Raw genomic sequence first — 18,235 nt, forward strand, 5'->3', positions numbered from 1 at the left:
GACGTACCCAGGGGCGGGGCAGGATGGCCGGGTGCAGGCCTCCCGTAGGGGTGTGGCTGCTGTTGGAGGGGATGCGGTGCGCGTTGATGTGTACATCGACGAGGAACGCTCTGAGGGTGAACTGCGCTCGTTGCAGGGCTGGTTGGGGCAGGAGCCGGAAGTGCGCAGGGCGGCTGTGCTCACGCTGCGGGAGAAGTCGGCGGAGCCCGGATCGATGGGCGGCGTCCTCGATGTTCTGCAGTTGGTGACCGGCAACGGCTGGAGTGCTGCTTCGTTCGTGCTCTCCGTTGCTGCATGGCGCCAGACTCGCCCGCCGTACCGCCGGTTCCCGGCCAGCGCGCCGCCACCTCGGTCCACTGCGCCACCGTAACCACCCGGTCCCCAGCCACGCCCGGTCAGTACACCAGCGACGCTCGCGCGGCGTGCGCGGCCGCAGCGGCGCACCGACCACCTCGGCGTCACGATGAACAGCGTCGGATGCGTCTTCGCCGGTCGTCGCGCCCGCTTCGGCGCTGCTGTTCGATCGTGCAGGGGTTTACGAGGGGCAGCCGTTCATTCTGGGAGCAGACGGTTCGTATGACGTGCAGTTGAGCCGGCTGCCATCATCGGCCGATGGAGTACTTCACCCTCACCGCAAAACCAACGGGCCAGGACGTTCCCGCCGTTGACGCCGCCCTGCGTCGGGCCTGGAACGCGTGCGCCGGGGTGGCATGCCCCAAGTGCAACGTCCCGCCCTGGCAGTACTGCCGCAACTGGATCCGGGGCGCCTGGTCTGTGACCCGATTCCACCGGCCCCGACAAGATGCAGCAGGTGCGCCCGTGATTCTGGCTCCGTTGGGGATCCACGGGCTCAGCTGGGCAAAGGGTACGGGCGCCTTCAAGTGGGACAACCGGCGCGTTCCGGAGGCATGACGGTGCAGCTGTCCCTGAGCCGGCTGTCAGCTCCGACGGCCGCAGCGATCACGATCCACGGTAGGGCGGGCCCAACTGGGCAAGAGACCGGAAGGCTGAGAGAGCCCGGAAGGTGACGTAGCGCCGTCGATAACGACACCGGCGGCAGCTCCATTCACCGCGGTGGCAGGCGCCCTGGCCGCCGCGGCACCGCGCGGCGTTGCTCAGCAACCCCTGCAAGGATGATCATCGGCCATACACTCGTTCGCATGCACTACGGGCTCGAAGGCATCGCACAGTGGGACGGGCGTATAACCCGGGCCGTTGGCAACCCGCACGAAGTGGCACAGCGGGATGAGTTGGCCAACGCCACCCGCGACGGCAACTGGCAACGCGTCTTGACCATCCTGAGTTCCAGGGACCAACGCAGCTGGGTCAACGCCGTGCGCCTGGACGGAAAGAAACGGTACGCGCCGCTCCACCAGGCCGCGTGGCATGGAGCCCCCACCGACATCGTGCAAGGCCTCCTCGAGCACGGGGCGTGGCGCACCTTGCGCAACAGCGCGGGAGAGCGGCCTGCCGATATCGCGGCCGGACGCGGGCACCACCACCTCGCGCGCGTCCTGGAGCCCGAGGTCAAGCATCACGTTCCCGGCGACGTCCTCGCCGACCTGCAGCGCAACCTGTACGCACTGATCATCAGGTACGACAAGGCCGCCCCGTACTGTGTGCGCCTGCCCCAACTCGAGGTTCTCACCGAGCTCGACCCACCCGCGTACTGGATCCGGATAACCGGCGGACTCTTCATCATCACGCTTCGCGGTGTTGAACTGAACGTCGAGACCATAGGCAAGATGGACCACGATTCGTCGCCGGTATTTCGCGTCACTGCCGACTGCGTCTACGAGCCGTCGGGCGAACCGTGGACAGCCCCCACCGTGGCGGCCGTGACCATCGCTGACCTCTTCGATCCCGAGCCTGAACACTGGGGCCTGCGCGGCGACCCCTACCTCTGGCGGGCCCTTCGTGGCCACTTGTCCGATGTTGACGCCCCGACATCGGTCAACGAAGTGGTCAGCCGTCTGCACACGGCGTTCAGAGAGCTCGTGGGCCTGGACCTCGCCGGGGATCGGCAGCCGTCCGTGTACCGGGCGCAATACGCCCATGGCGGTATGTCCAGTGGAATGATCTCTCTGGACACGTGGCGAGAGCGCTTGATGCCTTTGCTCGCGGAGCGTGCGAGGACTCTGTTGGAGGCTTGATCGCAGAAGGGGTTGGCGGCTCAGGTCAGCGAGTCTTGGGCAGGAGAGTCACGTCCAGACCAGGGGCGGGCTGCGGGACTACAAGGGACGCAGCGTCTTCCTACCGGCAACCTCGCCGCCGTTACCGTCCAGTACAGCGGGCCGACGAGTGGTACACACTCCTCGATCGCGAGCCGCCCGTACAACCGGCCCCGGCCCGGCCATGGTGTACCGGCTGCCGCGTCCGGCCCTCGCCCGCCTCGACGGCGCCACCTACCCCACAGCCCTCATGCGCGCCGCCACCACCTTCGCCGCCAGTCTCATCCTCGCCGCCGTCACCGGGGCCCTCGCCCAGTTCCTTGCGTGAGTCGGCCGGGCGCCGCCGCACCACGCGTGGCACTCCAGCTGGCAACTGGCAGCTGGTGCCTGGCGTACGGTCTTTGCACGCCGGGCGTGCTGGACCGCTTCGAACGCCTCACGTACGCGGTTCGTACGGTCAATGTACGCTCTTTGTGCGGTTAAGGGGGTAGGGTGGTGGTGTGGAGGTGCTGCATGTCCGAGTTGTTCGATGCGGTGGATGCGCTGGTCGCGTCCCGCTCGCCGTTGCCGCCTGCGGCGGAGCGTAAGCGGCTGCGTACCGCGCATGGTCTGACGCTGGAGGAAGTTGCTGCGGCGCTGCATGTGCGTCGGGCGACGGTGTCGGGCTGGGAGTCGCTGACGAAGCCGACCGAGCCGCGGGGCCCGGAGCGTGAGGCGTATGCGCGGATGTTGCGGCAGCTCGCGGAGCTCTACCCCGCCCTGGAAGAGCCGGCCACCCCGGCGCCCAGCCCTGTCACTGCTGCGCCCGCCTCGGGGCAGGCGCGTCCTGTGTCCACCGGTCCGGCAACCGAGGCTGCGACCAGGACCGCAACCGAGAACACTCAGACCCCTGCTGCCGCCATTGCTGCTGCTCCGGAGGCCGTGCCGCGTCCGGCGCGCACTGCCGGGCCGTCGTCGACGTCGCGTCGTCCGGCCGTACGGAAGGCGGCCCCGGCCGGGACCCCGGCGGAGGGTGCCGACCCGCGGTTCGAGAACGGGCCGCTGGCGGTCGTCGACGTCCAGGACGGTCAGGTGCTGGCGTACTGCACCGGCGGCCTGATCCTGGACGTGCCCGCCAAGTCCCTGCCATCCCTGGTGGACTGGACCCTGAAAGAGGCGAAGCTCGGTCAGCCGAAGCTCGCCGGGCCGGGCAAGGACGGCGACCCGCTGCTCGTCCTCACCGAGGCCGCCTTGGAGCGTTACGGTCTGCCCGTCGCCCTCGGCGACGAGGAGCGTCTCGCGGGACGGATCCCGGAGAGCCACAAGGTCATCAGGCAGCTGGTGCGCGCGGAGTGGAAGCTGACCAAGCGCGGGTTCGGGCCGTGGGCGCGGATCTACCGCCCCGCGCAGGGTTCGGACCGTCAGTGCGTGCAGCTGTGCATTCCGTCGTGGCACGCGCTGGGCACCCGGCACTGGGGCGAGGTGGGGCAGCTGGCGCCGGCCGAACTCGCCCGCGTCCTGGGCGTGTTCGCGTCCCGGGTGATGACGCCGCGCGGATCGACGGCCGTGACCGGCCTGGAGCTGATGACCGCGCTGCACCCGCCGACCAGGGCCTCCGACCCGGACGCCGACGGCAAACGCCACTCCGAGCACAACCCCGGAAGCCTGGGCCGGGATCCGGTCGACCCAGCGCCGTGCGAGGTCCCCGACGGACACCCCCTCCTCAAGGACCTGCCCCGCTTCCACGTCCGGGGACCTGCGGAGAAGCTGTTCGAGGAGGCCTACGACTGGGCCCGGCCGATGACCGACGCCGAATGCACCCTGCGCCACCTGGTCGGCATCGACGTCAACATGGCCTTCGCCGCCGGCGCCAACGGCCTGACCGTCGGCCTGGGTGCGCCCACGCACGTCAAGGCGCCGGTGTTCGACGCGAAGCTGCCTGGATCGTGGCTGGTGGACCTCTCGCACGTCGACCTGTCGCGGGTGAAGGTCGGCAAGGACAAGTGGGTAGACCTGGACGCGAGTCTGCTGCCCAGCCCGTTCACGCCGAAGGGCGACCGGCCCGAGGGCCCGGCCTGGTACGCGACGCCCACCGTCGCCTACGCGGTGGAGCTCGGCTACGACGTCACGCCGGTCGAGGCCTATCTGCGGTACGAGAACGGCCGCTACCTGGACGGGTGGTACAACCGGTTGCGCGATGCCTACCTCGCCACGATGGCCGACCTCGGCGTTCACGCCGACCTCTCCCCGGCCGACTTCCTGACCGCGATGGACGGCTACAGGGACCGTGATCCGGAGCTGGCGATCGTTGTCTCGGCCATCAAGGCGACGGTGAAGGGCGGCCTGGGCAAGCTGCGCGAGCGCCCCCGAGGTGAGGGATGGAAGCCCGGCGAGCCGTGGCGGGCCCTGTCGCGTCCCACCTGGCGGCCGGACATCCGCGCGGCGGTCATCTCCCGCACCCGGATCAACCTGCACCGCAAGATCGTCAAGCATGCGGCGTTCACCGGCCAGTACCCGGTCGCGATCCTGTCCGACTGCGTCGTCTACGCGTCCGACGGGCCGTCGCCGTTGGACTTCCTGCCCTACCGGGATGGCAAGCCGCTGCCCGGCGGCTTCAAGCTCGGCATCAACCCCGGCCTGGTCAAGCACGAGGGCACCCAGTCCGTGCTGTGGGGCGAGGAGGTCCGCGAGCGGTTCAACGCACCGGAGCTCAACCTCGCCCGGTACATCAAGGACGGCACCGTCACCGACGCCGACAACGGCGAATAGGAGAAGGCGACGATGACCATGTTCGGGGATGGCCTGGACGCCGCGGTCCACAAGGCGTTCACCCGCCCGGCACCCAAGACCGCACCCGCGCAGATGCGCTACCTGGTCAAACAGCTAGGTGGCACGAAGGCGGTCGCCCAGATGCTGCGGATCTCCCAGCGCACCGTCGAGCGGTACGTGAAAGACCAGATCAAAAAGCCCCGCCCGGGCCTCGCCGCACGCCTGGAACGCGAGGTGAAAGCCCGCTGGCAGCCGCAGGTCCGGGCCAAGGCCCGCAAGAAGGCGGCGACCACGGGCGGCATTATCATCGACACCCGCGCCCGCCTCGGCTACACCGCCCCCATCGGCACCACCGACCAGGACCGCATCCGCCACCTCACCGTCGCCCTCCCGCCGCAGTACGCAGCCCGCCTCTTCGACGCCCAAGAAGCCGGCGCCAGTGACCAAGAGCTCCAGGAGATCGCGGCCGAAGCGCTCAAGGAGGTGTACTTCCAGGATGGCGGCCGCCGCGCCGGCAGCCTCGAAGAAGTCCGGTTCACGGACGTGGAGCACCTGGAGTTCGAGCTGTAGGAGACCTGTGGGCCGGACCAGTTGGTCCGGCCCACAGGCGCACTCGCTGTCGCGGAGAAGGCAGCGGGGCGATTGTCGGTGGTGCGGCGTAGCCTGCGCTCGGACATGAAGACCACACCGTTGGGTGCGGGTCCGGCTCCGGCCGCGGAGGAGTAAGAGATGCGACTGACGCCACAGCAGCGAATCAACAAACTAGACCAGTGGAAGAGCCCCCCGAGCACGGCTGAAGAGGCGAGGCTCGCCCGTGCGCGGCGCATGGTGACCAGCGCGGTCAAACAGCATCCTCCCTTTGCTGGCCTCGGGTTGATCGTCGAGCCGAAGGGCTCCTGGGCGAACAACACCAACGTCAGCAGCGACAGCGACATGGATATCAAGGTCGAGTTCACCCAGCGCATATTCCAGGGTTCCCCGGCGGGGATGACGTACTGGGGCCTGGTCCTGCAGAACGCCGACTACATGGGCCCCTGGACCCCGGAGAAGTTCCGGAGCGAGCTGGGGATCGCGCTCAGGCGCGCCTCGAACGCCGTCGACGCCAGTCACAACGTGGCCTTCTACGTCCCAAGCGTTCCGGGCAGCCGCCCGGACACCGATGTGGTGCCGTGCTTCACCTACTTCCACAGACCCGCCTTCGGCGACTCTAGGCGCGGCACAGTCGTGTTCACCAAAGACGGCAAGCACATTGTCAACTGGTCTCAGCAGCAGCTGGACAACGGCCGGGCGAAGAACAACCGGACCGGCAATCGCTACAAGTTCGCGGTCCGCGCCCTGAAGTCGGTGGAGAACGACCTGGCAGCAATGGGCAAGATCAAGCGCCTTCCGTCGTACTTCATGGAGTGCCTGATCTACAACGTCCCTGACACGGCCCTGAAGAACTCGTTCTCCCTTGACCTTGCCTTTCGTGCGGCCCTCGACCATCTCAGGGGACAGTTCAACTTCTGGTCCTTGACCGCCAACCCGGACGCCATGGTCGAGCCGAACGGCATCAAGAAGCTCTTCGGCCCAGGCCAGAAGTGGACCCAGAGCGACGCCCGACAGCTGGTCACCGCAGCCTGGGACTACCTGGGCTACGGAGTCCCGCGATGAGCTCGCCCGTCCAGTCCATCCGCTGGGGCGCCGCCGTCGCCTCCACCCTGTACGGAGCGCTCCTCTACATCCTGGGGGTGCACCCCGAGCAGGAGCTGAAGTACGCCTTCGCATACGTCCCCACCCTGCTCGGCTACCTGGTCCTGGTTTTCGACAAGTGGGCATGGCGATGGCGCGGTATACACCGCCTCAACGGACACCCACGCCTGGACGGCACCTGGCGGGTGACACTGCGCCCGAGCCCGGAGAGTCACATCCCTGCGGGCGGAAACCGCGGCCCCATTCGCGCCTACCTGACCGTCGAGCAGTCCTACTGGACTCTCCACGCCACACTGCGGACCGGGGAAAGCGCCTCGCGGTCCACCAACGCGACCATCGAAAAGCGCGATGGCTCAGGCATAACCGAGCTGCGGTTCCTCTACGAGAACATTCCACAGGTGGCTCACCAGCACCGCAGCCCAGTGCACACCGGCGCTTGTCGGATTAGCCTGGCCGGCCGGACACCCCGTTCCATCGCCGGGCGCTACTACACCGACCGTTTCACCGCCGGCGACATGGAACTCGACCTGATCAGCCGTAGTACCGAGCACAGCACCTTCACCGAGGCCGCAGCCTCGGACACCACCAATCACTGACCGCCGCACCGCTACCACCGACAGTGGAGTCTGACGCTAGCTGGCAGCCCCAGCGGCCATCATCCGACGCCGGACCACCGCCTGCCAGAGATTCACTCACGCCTCATGCTTCCTGCGGCACGAGAAGTGCTCGGGCAGCCCTTCGGGTCCTGGAAGGCTTGCGGGCTGACCGCAGCCGAAGCGGCAGAGCGGGATCGCTCGGCCCGACGCGTCCACCGGAACCCTTGCGGTCTCGGCTTCTCGGGGGCGGGACTCAAGGACGATGGCGCGGCTGCCACGTCTTTGCTTCGGCTCAGCTCGCAGCTCCGAAGCCGGACGGTCTTCGGTGCACCTGTCGTGCCGGTTCCCCTGCCGTACGGAAGGCTGACGCTCCTTGTCGTCCAGGGCTGGCCCGTTCGCTTCGAGGTACTGCTGCCACTGTTGTGCGGGGAGCCAGCCGTGGTGGCCGCCCCGCTGGAACGGGATCCGCTCACCGGCCGCGGCTTCCACGATGAACCGGGTGAGGGTGAGGCCGCCTTCCCCTGTGAAGGTGCTCGACTGATGGGCGGGCATGAGGACGCGGTGCCAGCCGCCGCAGTACCCGGTGTCGGTGGGGTTCTCCGGGTCGTAGGGCTTCTCCGGGCACCGGGTGAGTGCGCCGTTTTGGCTGCACTGGCCCTCCTCCATGACGAAGTTGCCGTCCTGGACCGCGATGGGGTTCTTCTGCACGCGGATGACGGAGGCTGGCAGGTTGGGCGTGCGGACGTAAGGGACGGTGCCGATGCCTGCGTGGTCGGGGTCGGCGAAGTCCCAGACCGACTGAACACCGCCGCGGCGCCGGAACCCCTCCCGCGCACGCATCCCACGGGCTGTCTGGGCACTCAACTGGGGCTCGTAGCCCAGGACGATGCCGTTGGCGCCGTTGATGCGCACATCGAGGCGAGCGTGCCCGTCGGGGGTTTGCGACTCGATGTCGGCTTGGAAGCCGTGATCTTCGGAGTCCTTCGCGACGCGTTCCTTGCGGGCGAGGTGTTCGTCGGACTCGTGGCTGATGGGCTTCTCCCCAGGTTTCCGGTAGTGGGAGGCAAGCCATACGCCGTCACGCTGGACGAGGTACATAGGGATCCGTCGGCCGCGGAGATCCCGGCAGTCGGGGCAGATGAGCCCGCGCTTTTCGACGGGGACGCGTCCGCGCATGCGCAGGAGCACGTTCAGGAGGTCTTGGCCTTGCGGGACGCCGAGGTCGGGGCGGTCCAGGTCGAGGTTGCGGCCGGCCGGTTCGTAGTAGACGGGGTTGCGGAACAGCTCTTCGTCGCTGTCGATCTGAAGGTCGTCGTCCATCGGCACTCCCCGCAGCCGTCGCGAGTAGGACTCACCACGGTACGGGGATGGTCTGACAATTGGGGCTGAACTGCAGAAACAGGCCGCATTGAGAAACGCAGGGGGAGCGGTCCTGCAACAGGTCAGGTTTGCCCAGCTCGCAGTGATTTCCCTGGATCTTCTTGGTCGTAGCTCCTGTGCGGTGAACAGAGAGACTGGGTCATGGCAGACAGGAGCAGCTCTGCCATGACCTCCACCGCGAGCTCCTCCACCACCACGCCGTACCGCATCCCGCACACCCCCGTGTGATCGACTCGGGCAGCAGCGTACGAAGGAACGGCCGACCGCGTTCGGGCCTGTGGATAACCCAAGGCGGTGGGGCGCGGGGACGACGAAGCCTCCGGGGCTCAACCAGCTCCGGAGGCTTGTCCCTTGCTTCGCCTGCCCGCGCGAGTGACTGGAGACCCACCCCGTTACCCCGGCGGCCGCCGATCCGGCAGCGCGGCCCGAGCGCCTCATTTCCGGCCCCCAACAGTAGAACCAGCCCAGCTCGGAGCCGTGAGTCCCCGAGTCTGTGACTTCGGGACTCACGGGCTCTGTCCCACCAGCCCCTCCCACGGCGGCCCGGCGAGTCGTCGGGCCGCCGTGGGGCGTCCACCCCCTGGCGTCACTCCTGGGTGTCGCTGACCAGCGGAAACGAACTTTCGTCGCGGAATTATCAAAAAGTGCGTGGGATGAATTGCTGCTCTTTCCATACGGCACCGCCAGTAGAACTTCATGTGCGAGATAGATAGGTGCCACATGCCCAAGCGGATATCGAAACTAACGGACAAGTCGTCTCAGGAGGGTGGTAAGCGGCCGAAGGGCTCGAAGCGGCGCAACCTTGAGCAGCACGCGGCGGACTGCGCGCTGTACGAACGCCTTCGGCTCCGCGATTTCGACCCCGACCACTGGGAGACGAAGTACCTGCGCGACGACCTGTGGGTCTATGGCTGGCGGTGCCTGCGCGCATGGATGCGGGACGGGTCGGTCATCGAGAAGTGCGGAGAGCGCGGTGTCCCTCTCGGGACCCGCTACTTCGAGGTTGAGATCCTCAAGCGGCGCGGCGACATCCGTGACGAGATCGCCCACCAGGCCGTCGAGATCGCCGTACAGAGGTTCACCGAGGAACTCCTCCCCGCCGGCAAGTGGGACCCGGAAGGGGGCGCGACGATGCGCACCTACTTCGTGAAGACCTGCCTATACGCCTTCCGCGACGTGTTCAAGAAATGGGCCTACGGCTACCGCCGACGCCTGTTCGAGGCCGCGGATCCCATCGCCGCGGAACCCTACGAGGACATGTGGGGTCCCAGATACGTCCGTTCCCCCGACGACGCGTTCGTCCTCCAGGACACCGTCCAGCGGATCCTGGACGGCGCCGGCCCCGAGGTGCGCGCGATCTGCGGCCTGATCTGGGAGTCCAAGATGACCCAGAAGGCGATCGGCGCCGAGCTCGGGATGACGTCCCGGATGGTCGAGGGACACATGGCCCGTCTGCGCGCCCGCGCGAAGGTCATGGCGTCACATGGCGAGATCGAAGCCCTGTACGGCCGTGCCGCCGCCCGTAAGGCGGTTGGCCGGTGAACAACGGGAACGGGCTCGACCTGCGTACCGCGCTCCTGCTCCTGGTCGGCGGGGTCACCACATACATCGCACTGCTTCACCCCGCCGTCGGCGTCGCCCTCCTGGTCGGCGTCGGCATGGTGGGCCTCCTGCACCTGCTGCTCAAGTAGTGCCCGGCCCGGTCTCGGAAACCGTCTGAGAGTCCCGGAGTCACAGACTTCGGGACTCACGCACTCCGGGCGGCGTCCGGTCGATGTCGGGACCGGAGCGTTTGTCGAGCTCGGATCAGCCTGCGGGGCGGCGCACCGATTAGTGTCCACGGCATGGCACACACCAGATGGTCAGTTGAGTACCCGGTCGACCCGTCCGCGAGCCCCACTCCCATCGGAGCGAAGCTGCTCACAAACCTCCAGGCCGCTCTCATCGACGCCCCTGTCGAAGAGTGGGCGTACGAGGTCGACGGCGAACCGGTTGAGGACTTCCAGGAGTTCCAGAAGCGCCTGGACACGGCGGCCAGCGTCCGCGCGGGCGAGTTCGTCGCGCGCGTCAACGGCATCGTCGTGAGCTCTGCCTGACCCAGACGCTCTGCACCGCTCGGCAGCGGCCCCGGCTTTCTCGCCTGGGGCCGCTGCTCGTTTCGGCATGATCCCGGGCCGCCGTCGGCTTTGCGCACCGCGACCACGCCGCTGGACCATGCCCCATACGCTCAGGGCATGACGATGACGCCGCAGGAGCTCAAGGACCAGAAAGAGACCTTGGAGCTGATCAACAGCGAACTGGTGGCGTCTGGCACGGCAGTCAGAGTCGGGCGCGAAGGTGGACACGAAGGCAGTCTTCCTGGTGGGCTTCGCGGCTACAGGCGCCCAGTTCCTGGCTTCCCGGAGCTTCGAGCCGTTCACCGGCACTGCGGCCTTCGTGGCGTACGCGGTGGCTGTCGGCTTCGGTATCTCGGTCTTCAACCTTGCTGAGTACGAGGACATCAAGCCGCGGGACGTCCTGGACACCTACGCACGCTCGGAGAAAGGTGCGACGCTGGGTGCTCTGGCCGGAACACGGGTGGGGATGTTTGAGAAGAACGCCCGCCTGCATCAGCGGAAGACGAAGCGATGGACGGTCGCCCTGGCCGCTGTCGCCGCCGGGATCGTCCTCTCCACTGTCAGTCTCGTGCTGCACACTGGCGGCCATGACAGACACACAGAACCAGGGGAACCCACCTCCTCCGCCACCGCCCAGCCTCACTGACTCCCTCGCCAACCCGGCTCTTGTGGGCACGGAGAAGAGGAACGAAGGCAAGCCCGCGCGCGACAGGGCGGCCACCCTGGGACAGACCGTCGAACGGCGCTGACCCGTGCCGCGAGAGCGGCTCTCGCCTCTGCGGCGAGACAGTACGAGACCCCAGGCATCTGCGGCCCGGGGTCTCTCTGCGCTCTGGGATGCCCGACCGGTTCAACGAACCGCCAACGCGAGCGTCACGACCAGCCCGTCCAACTGGCCCTGGGCACGCCCAATGACAGGCAGCGCGCTCAGTACCGGAAATGCGTGGTGACGGCCCGGTGATCCCGTTTAGCGTGATCTGGCTGGCGAGCGCCAGCAGCATGTGGTGAACACACTGGAGTTCCGATGGCCCTGCCCGCACGACTCACTGCCGCTCTGGGACGATGCCCCGACGACCTAACCGAGGCCGATCTGCAGCGTGCGGTCGAGAACCACATCCCCGAAGGTGTCGACCTCGACTGGAAGAAGGACTTCTACAAGGGCACCGAGGCGGCCAAGAAGGAGCTTGCCAAGGACGTGTCCGCCATGGCCAACACCGCCGGCGGCATGGTCGTCATCGGTGTCGACGACGGCGATCAGGACCACGCCCACGCCCTGGCCCCCTTTGAACCGGTCCCGGGCCGCGGCGAAGAGTGGATCCGCTCGGTGCTCGCGAACTGGATTCAGCCCGTCGTTCCCAACGTGGGCGTACGGCCGGTGAAGTCCGCGAGCGAGGTGGGCAAGATCTACTGGGTGCTCACCGTGCCCCCGAGCCCCCAGGTCCCGCACGCGGTCGCGGCTCCGGGCAACGACTACCACTTCCGCGTCCACGTCCGGCACGGCACCACGACCCGCACCCTCGCCGAATCCGAGATCGCCCAGCGCTACCGTGACCGCTTCCAGGCCGCCTTCGACGACGTCGACCGCCTCCACCAGGTCGCTGAAGCGGGCTTGGACTACCTGTCGGGCTACCTGACCAGCACGGCCCACGGCGGCAGCCCCAAGGCGACCTACTACCCGGGCTGGGTCAGCCTGGCCGCTGTTCCGGCCGTCCGCGGCAGCTATCCCGTGACCACGCGAGTGGATCGGGACGCGGCGTTCGACCGCTTCGTCAAGCTCGCTGGTGAAGGAGTGACCACCAACGTGCAGCCGGCCCGCCCCGTGCTGGTCGGCCGCCGCCAGGTCCGCTTCGAGGGCGTACCGACCGGCCAGCTCCACCAGGACGGCAGCTTCTACGCGGTGCTGCCCATCAACCTCCAGAGCGACCACACCAACGACGACGGCCCCAAGCGGCTGTTCCAGAGCGGACTCGAACTCGACCTCGTGGCGCTGGTACAGGCTGCTGCGGCTTGGGCGGCGGAAACCGGATCGGTTGGCGACCTAGTGCTGTCCGCTGCGCTCCACCGCTTCGACGACAGCGACAAGCCCGTGCACTTGATCGCGTCAGAGCACGCCTTCCCCCACGGCCCCGCGATGCGGTTCCCATCGGTCCCTGCGCAGACCACCGGCGATCTCGCCGCTCTCGTCACCGACCAGCGAGAGGCCGTCGTCGTGGCCTGCGCACTCGTCTCCGACCTCCTGGCCGACATGGGTGCGCACGAGCCTCACGTCCTGACCCCCGAAGGGGAGATCCTGATCGACCGGCTCCAGGGCCTCCGGCATTCACTGCGGTAGCCACCTGCCGACCGGCAGCACGAGACCCCGGGCCTCGAAGGCCCGCGGTCAGGCGAGGCAGGAGCGGTAAGCGGCCTGTCGGAGGGCGGTCCGTACTGCTCGATCAGGGCGCAGTTGCAAGTGCAGCACCATGTCGCACTTGTCATGGTGGTGCCGCACCGGCGGCTCGGCATTGTCGGGTATCAACCTTCCAGGCACGTGACACGATCAGCGGCATGGACGCCTCCCGGAACCCCGAGTACCTCCGCAAGACCGCTGAAGCTGTGACTGAGTTCAAAGAGGCATTCAAGGCATTCATGGAGCTCCACACGGAGACGAAGGACGCGGGTTTCGGGCGGGGCCTCCTGCCTGCCGCAGTCGCCCGGGAAGGCGTGTTGCCCGAAGTGCTTCAGGCTGCCGCAGACCGGGTAGCGCGCGCAGCTGGCCGTGCGTCGGCGGCCCCTGGCCTGACCCGAATGTACGTAGGTGTCGTCGGCTTTCCCGAGCCCGTGGATCCGATCGCGGCCTGGAAGACCGTCATCACCCCGAAGCCGTTGCTCGAACCGAGCGATGTGCTGGACTCCGCAGAGCAGATCCTGGGCCGTCTGGAGGCGCTGACGGACAAGGCGGAGGCCGAACTCCCTCCGACCACCGGAGTGGAGGCGATGCACCCGACGATCTGGGGAGCCGCCCGGAAGCTCTGGCTCGACGGCCACTTCCGCCTCGCCGTCCAAAGCGCCGCCGAAACCCTCATCTCCCAGCTGAAGACCCGCACTGGGCTGGCCAACATGGACGCCACCAACGTCTACGAGAAGGTCTTCAACGCCAAGAGTCCGGTGCTGACATGGCCCGGGGACCCGAATGACCGTACGGTCAGCTCCATGCAGAACGGTCTGTCCAAGTACGCGCCCGGACTCAACATGACCGTCCGCAACACCGCCACCCACGTGGCCTCCGACGAGATGACCGCCCAGCAGGCACTGGAACGCCTTGCAGCCCTAAGCCTCCTCGCACACTGGATCGACGAGTGCGAAGGACCTTGACACCGCGCGGGGGCCAGCGAGTATCTGGCCACAGTGCCCTCCGGCCCCTCGCCATTTGTTTCTACGCCCACTCCACACCCAGTTCCCGCAGCGCGTCGAGTTGCTCTGCCGTGAGTTTGTTGCGGCGGGTTTTGGTGTTGGTGATCCATACGCCCAGTTTCACGGTCACCGGCTCTGCCTGGCCGTCGACCGTGATCTGCTCATCGTGGCCGCGCGGCACAGGCCGGCGGGCGCCTTCCCGTTCCACCCACTGTGCGAGGGCTGCCAGGCCGCGCTGGAACGCCTGCTGCGCCTTGTTCGGTCCCTTCGTCGCACGGGCGGCTGCCGGGGCGGGAGACGGGTCCTCAGCGGCCTTGATGCCCAGCGCGGTCAGTCGTTCCTGCTGCTCGGTGGATAGTTGCTTCCAGGTAGTCGGCTGTTTCTGTCGCTGGAGCCATCGTCCGATGTCGTCGCCGTCGAAGAGGACGCCGGGTGCGATGCCGGGCAGGTGGCCGTCGGCGTCGACGAGTTCGGCGAGCACCCGGTAGTGCCGCTGCCAGTCAAGCGGCCAGGGGCAGTTCCAGTCCTCATCGATCGCGGTTAGCTGCTGCGCGCGCTTCGCTGCCCGCTTCGGGTCCTTGCTCAGGCCGCCCTTTCGGCGCAGGTTGGCCATGTGCTGCCCGATGGGTACCGTTGCCTCGCCTTCGCCCCAGAGCGTGTCCTGTCGGGGTGCGAGGTGCCCGGTGGCCCGGTGGTAGGAGCGGAGCGCGGCGAGCTTGGCCTCCCACGCCTCTTCGCCCGGCTCCCACACCATCCCGGCCTCGGGTGCGTCCAGCAGGGTCTTGCGCCGCTCCTCCAGTTCACCTGCCCGCAGGGCCTTCCGCTGTTGGTGGACCCATCGCCCAAGGGGAAAATCCTTCGTCACCCCCACTTCGACCTCAACGTCGTAGGGCACGGCGTAGAGGCCGGTGATCTCGTTCCCCTGGCGCCAGCGCAGCAGGGCCTGGTAGCCCTCCAGCCACACCAGCGACTCGGGCCGGTAGACCCGGGTGCGCAGGAACGCCGCGATGGTCGCCGCGTCGCGGGGGCTGGAGAAGTGCAGCAGGGCCGACTCGGCAGCGGCGTCGGTGTCGTCCTGCTCCTGGTCCTCGCCGTCGCTCTCGCCGACGGCCTCGACGATCCGCCCGTCCTCGTCACGCTGGACGTGGACCTTGCGTTTCCCGCTAGTAAGGGCGCGGGAGGCGAGCTGCTCGACCAGACGTTCATCGTGTGAGCGAAGGCCTTGGAGGACTGCTACAAGGGGGCGGAAGCTGGCGCTGGCGACCATGTCGATGGGGTCCTCGTTCGGCTCCAGGAACACCGGCACGATGATCCTGGCGACCTTGGTGGTGCCGTCCTTGTTGAGGCGGAGCGCGCGGCCGATGTTCTGGACGATCTCCACCTGGGAGCCGCGGGTGTCGGCGAAGCAGACGGCCTCGACTCCCCGTTCGCCGGTGATGTCGACGCCTTCTCCGAGCACACGGCAGCTGGCGAGGAACGCGCGGTGGACCCGGCGGCCGGCCGCGTCGATGCCGTTGGCGAATTGGCTTAGGACCTCGCGTCGTTCGGCCACGAGGTGGTCGCCGCACAGCCATGCCGACCACACCCGGTCCGGGGGTACGTGTCGGCCGGCCTCCAGCTCGTAGAACGACGCGTCGATGGAGGACTTCGGCAGCCGGTCCGCGGCGGCTAGGTCGTCGTCTGAGGCGTCGTTGGCGTACAGCTCCGCAGCCGTCTGAGGCATCTTCTCCGCGAACGCCGCGGCCTCCTCCACCTTCTGGTGGAACGTCATGACCGTACGCAGGTTGTACGCCGCCGCGTGCTCCAACAGGGCGGTCTGCAGGAGCGCCAGACGCCGGCCCCGCTGCGCCTCCTCCGATTCCCCGAGGACGGGGGAGGGGTCGTGGATCTCCAGCACGTCGATCTCGAACCCAGCGAGAATCTCGCGCTCGATCGCCTCGGAGAGACCGAGTTCGGCGAGCCACGCGCCGTAGGTGCCGTCCGGGTCGTCGGCCATGGTCGCGATCTCCGCCTCTTGGCCGTCCGCGCCCTTTTGCGGGCGGGCGGCGGCGAGGATGCGCGGGGTCGCGGTCAGGTAGAGCCGGAAGTCCGCCGGGATCCGCTGGTTGTCGTGGATCGCCGCCCACGGCCGCCCAAGATCACCGGCGGTGCCGTGGGCTTCGTCCACGATCGCGAGGTCGAAGCCGCCCATCTGCTGTCCGTACAGCCGGTCTCCGCCCGCCAGGGCGGCCTCCAGCGGTCCGCGAACCTTCTGGCCCTCGGGTGCGTCGATGTCTTCGCGGTCCACGAGGGAGGCGTATGTGGCGAACACGATGACTGGTCCGTGCCCGGCCCACAGGGCGAGCTGGATCGGGTTGGTGGTGGTACGCACCCCCAGCTCGTTCAGCACCGCATCGTTGTCCAGCGAGCACACTGCGACCATCGGCGTGCGGTGGCCCACCAGGCGCCATGCCTGGGCGGTCTGCACGAGCAGGTCCAGGGTTGGCACGGTCACGAGGATCCGTCCGCTGCGAAAGCACTCCAGGGCGCAGGCGGCGGCCGTGATCGTCTTGCCCGATCCGGTCGCGGACACGATCGTGCCCCGCGCCCCCTCAGGGGGGACAGGTGATCTTGCAGGAAAGCCGACCCATTTCCGGAAGCTCGACTTCTGAGCCACCTGATGTTCTCGGAGCTGGATCAAAAGAGTTCTCCGGGTTCGGGAAGGGCTTGTTCGACGGAGGTGATCCGGTATCCGCCGCGCTGGTAGAGGCCGCTGTCTCGTCCGTGGAGGATCCAGGCTTTCTCGGCCGCACTGTCGGATGTTGCCTCCATCAGATGGAGCGTGAGGACCGGTACGTGCGCGGTCGATTCGGCAGCGGGCCGGGCATCGATCCGGTAGACCCGGTGCCGTGTGATCTCCACAGCGCCGCTCCCCGACCGCTCAGCCTCCGCCACATCCTTCACCAGCCGCTGCAGCCGCTGCGGTTCGTATCGGCCGCCACGTGCATCACGAGCGGGCGCATACACGGCCATCCCTTCCCTGTTCATGAGAGCCGCGATCCGCTCCCACTGAAGACGCCGCAACTCTGCGATGAGCAGCTCGCTCAGATTGTGAGGCTCGCGAGGGGCCAGCCGCGCGCTCCCGGAACGCTCCTGAGCCAGACACACCTGTGCGGCCACCGCACCGAGATCGAGCCCGGCGGCTTTCGAGACCACCCCCAGCCGGACGAGTTCGTGGGGAAGATACTCATAGATCAACACGCCTATCCTCCTCATTCCGCAGTGCGGTTCTGATGCGCCACAGGGGATCCCTTATTTCTGCCAACCCTACATGCTGCATCAAATTGAGAAGCCTCCGGAGAACCCCAGAAGAAAGCTATGATTCGATCATGACCGATGAGTGGTACGTCCTCATTGAAGAGGACACCAGAGAGACAGAACGCGCCGACGGCGTGGAACTGAAACTGCACCGATGGATGCTGGTAGGCACTCACCACATCAACGGCGACCAGGAGCAAGCCACCGCAGCAGCCAAGGACGCAGCCCTGCACTACCTGCCGGGAGTCCTCGCCCGGCACACCCAGCCCGGCACGCCTTCCTCACCCCGGACGGGACCTGGGTGGTGCTCCTTAAGCAGCGGAACCGTGAGTGTCATATACGGGTGTCAGTAGCCCGGTTGATGCACTCACAAGAGGAGAAGCAAGCCCCGCCGAAAACGCTGAAAGAGATGCTCCGCAGCGCTGTGCAGGCCCCGGCGCCCTCCCCGAAACCGTGGATGCCCGCCGGGAAACCCTCAGAGTGAAAGAGCAGGACACCCCCGCCATCAAGGCCTCAGAAGCTGACGACCGATCACCCCGGACCACCTCCTTGCTGCCAGCCCAAGCCGCGCGGAGCGCGGCGCACCGCCTCGCGCGCAGCGCGAGGCCCGCGGTCCAGAGCGCAGCGAAGGACCGCACAGCCCGGACGCAGGCCGGGTCAGGCTGCGCAGCAGCCCCACCCCCGAAGCGCAGCGCAGGGGGTGGGGCCAACCTGACTGCGCAGCAGTCGGGTTGAGCGGAGAGCGCAGCGAACCGCCGGCGCTCCCGCGGAGCGGGAGCGCAATCCCCGCGCGCAGCGCGGGGATTCGCTTGCACATCGCGCAGCGATGTGGTACCCGCTC

Annotated in this window: 17 protein-coding genes; 14 read left to right on the forward strand and 3 right to left on the reverse strand. The window is 67.7% G+C overall.

The genetic code is table 11. The features are described 5' to 3' along the window. The first annotated feature begins 76 nt into the window (after positions 1–76). The 7 genes from ACFVXA_RS37485 to ACFVXA_RS37515 all read left to right on the forward strand — a co-directional run bounded on the left by ACFVXA_RS37485 (position 77) and on the right by ACFVXA_RS37515 (position 7,207). Positions 77–370, forward strand: coding sequence for a hypothetical protein (locus ACFVXA_RS37485; protein ID WP_390028475.1), 294 nt, complete (start codon positions 77–79; stop codon positions 368–370). Positions 371–1,160: 790 nt separating this feature from the next. Next, complete coding sequence (locus ACFVXA_RS37490) at positions 1,161–2,153, forward strand: hypothetical protein (RefSeq protein WP_390028477.1); 993 nt, start codon at positions 1,161–1,163, stop codon at positions 2,151–2,153. 202 nt (positions 2,154–2,355) lie between these two features. Continuing rightward, on the forward strand, positions 2,356–2,499 hold the full coding sequence (locus ACFVXA_RS37495; protein WP_390028479.1) for a hypothetical protein: 144 nt from the start codon (positions 2,356–2,358) through the stop codon (positions 2,497–2,499). 185 nt (positions 2,500–2,684) lie between these two features. After that, entirely contained in the window at positions 2,685–4,919 is a 2,235-nt protein-coding gene (gene tap, locus ACFVXA_RS37500; protein WP_390028480.1) for a telomere-associated protein Tap, read from the forward strand. 12 nt (positions 4,920–4,931) lie between these two features. Next, the gene (gene tpg / locus ACFVXA_RS37505) at positions 4,932–5,489 is read left to right on the forward strand and encodes a telomere-protecting terminal protein Tpg (protein WP_390028481.1); all 558 of its coding nucleotides are present in this window, start codon (positions 4,932–4,934) and stop codon (positions 5,487–5,489) included. Positions 5,490–5,648: 159 nt separating this feature from the next. Continuing rightward, entirely contained in the window at positions 5,649–6,572 is a 924-nt protein-coding gene (locus ACFVXA_RS37510) for a hypothetical protein (protein ID WP_390028482.1), read from the forward strand. After that, the gene (locus ACFVXA_RS37515) at positions 6,569–7,207 is read left to right on the forward strand and encodes a hypothetical protein (protein ID WP_390028483.1); all 639 of its coding nucleotides are present in this window, start codon (positions 6,569–6,571) and stop codon (positions 7,205–7,207) included. Before ACFVXA_RS37510 ends, ACFVXA_RS37515 begins: the two co-directional genes overlap by 4 nt. Positions 7,208–7,303: 96 nt before the next feature. On the opposite strand, the gene ACFVXA_RS37520 is transcribed toward ACFVXA_RS37515, so the two are convergent. Beyond that, complete coding sequence (locus ACFVXA_RS37520; RefSeq protein WP_390028485.1) at positions 7,304–8,527, reverse strand: hypothetical protein; 1,224 nt, start codon at positions 8,525–8,527, stop codon at positions 7,304–7,306. A gap of 780 nt (positions 8,528–9,307) precedes the next feature. Between ACFVXA_RS37520 and ACFVXA_RS37525 the strand changes: the two genes are divergently transcribed. The 6 genes from ACFVXA_RS37525 (at position 9,308) to ACFVXA_RS37550 (ending at position 14,058) form a co-directional block, all read left to right on the forward strand. Then, on the forward strand, positions 9,308–10,129 hold the full coding sequence (locus ACFVXA_RS37525) for a hypothetical protein (RefSeq protein ID WP_390028486.1): 822 nt from the start codon (positions 9,308–9,310) through the stop codon (positions 10,127–10,129). After that, the gene (locus ACFVXA_RS37530; RefSeq protein WP_329166869.1) at positions 10,126–10,278 is read left to right on the forward strand and encodes a hypothetical protein; all 153 of its coding nucleotides are present in this window, start codon (positions 10,126–10,128) and stop codon (positions 10,276–10,278) included. Before ACFVXA_RS37525 ends, ACFVXA_RS37530 begins: the two co-directional genes overlap by 4 nt. Before the next feature lie 153 nt (positions 10,279–10,431). Then, positions 10,432–10,683 (forward strand): hypothetical protein, encoded by a 252-nt coding sequence (locus ACFVXA_RS37535; protein ID WP_390028487.1) that lies wholly within the window; start codon positions 10,432–10,434, stop codon positions 10,681–10,683. 241 nt (positions 10,684–10,924) lie between these two features. Next, a complete protein-coding gene (locus tag ACFVXA_RS37540) occupies positions 10,925–11,350 on the forward strand; it encodes a hypothetical protein (protein WP_390028488.1) in 426 nt (141 codons plus the stop codon). Between the two features lie 378 nt (positions 11,351–11,728). Beyond that, on the forward strand, positions 11,729–13,036 hold the full coding sequence (locus tag ACFVXA_RS37545) for a helix-turn-helix domain-containing protein (RefSeq protein ID WP_390028489.1): 1,308 nt from the start codon (positions 11,729–11,731) through the stop codon (positions 13,034–13,036). 455 nt (positions 13,037–13,491) lie between these two features. Next, positions 13,492–14,058 carry a TIGR02391 family protein gene (locus ACFVXA_RS37550; RefSeq protein WP_390028491.1) on the forward strand — a complete coding sequence of 189 codons (567 nt, stop codon included), beginning with the start codon at positions 13,492–13,494 and terminating at the stop codon, positions 14,056–14,058. Between the two features lie 61 nt (positions 14,059–14,119). Here the strand turns inward: ACFVXA_RS37550 and ACFVXA_RS37555 are convergent, their stop codons facing one another. Next, complete coding sequence (locus tag ACFVXA_RS37555; RefSeq protein ID WP_390028492.1) at positions 14,120–16,777, reverse strand: Helicase associated domain protein; 2,658 nt, start codon at positions 16,775–16,777, stop codon at positions 14,120–14,122. After that, positions 16,774–17,337: a hypothetical protein gene (locus tag ACFVXA_RS37560; protein WP_390028493.1), complete on the reverse strand. Its 564-nt coding sequence runs from the start codon at positions 17,335–17,337 to the stop codon at positions 16,774–16,776. The genes ACFVXA_RS37555 and ACFVXA_RS37560 overlap by 4 nt, the downstream gene beginning before the upstream one ends. 128 nt (positions 17,338–17,465) lie before the next feature. Between ACFVXA_RS37560 and ACFVXA_RS37565 the strand changes: the two genes are divergently transcribed. Then, positions 17,466–17,747, forward strand: coding sequence for a hypothetical protein (locus tag ACFVXA_RS37565; protein ID WP_390028494.1), 282 nt, complete (start codon positions 17,466–17,468; stop codon positions 17,745–17,747). Positions 17,748–18,235 lie beyond the last annotated feature (488 nt).

Source organism: Streptomyces sp. NPDC058246 (assembly GCF_042881985.1).
GTDB lineage: Bacteria > Actinomycetota > Actinomycetes > Streptomycetales > Streptomycetaceae > Streptomyces.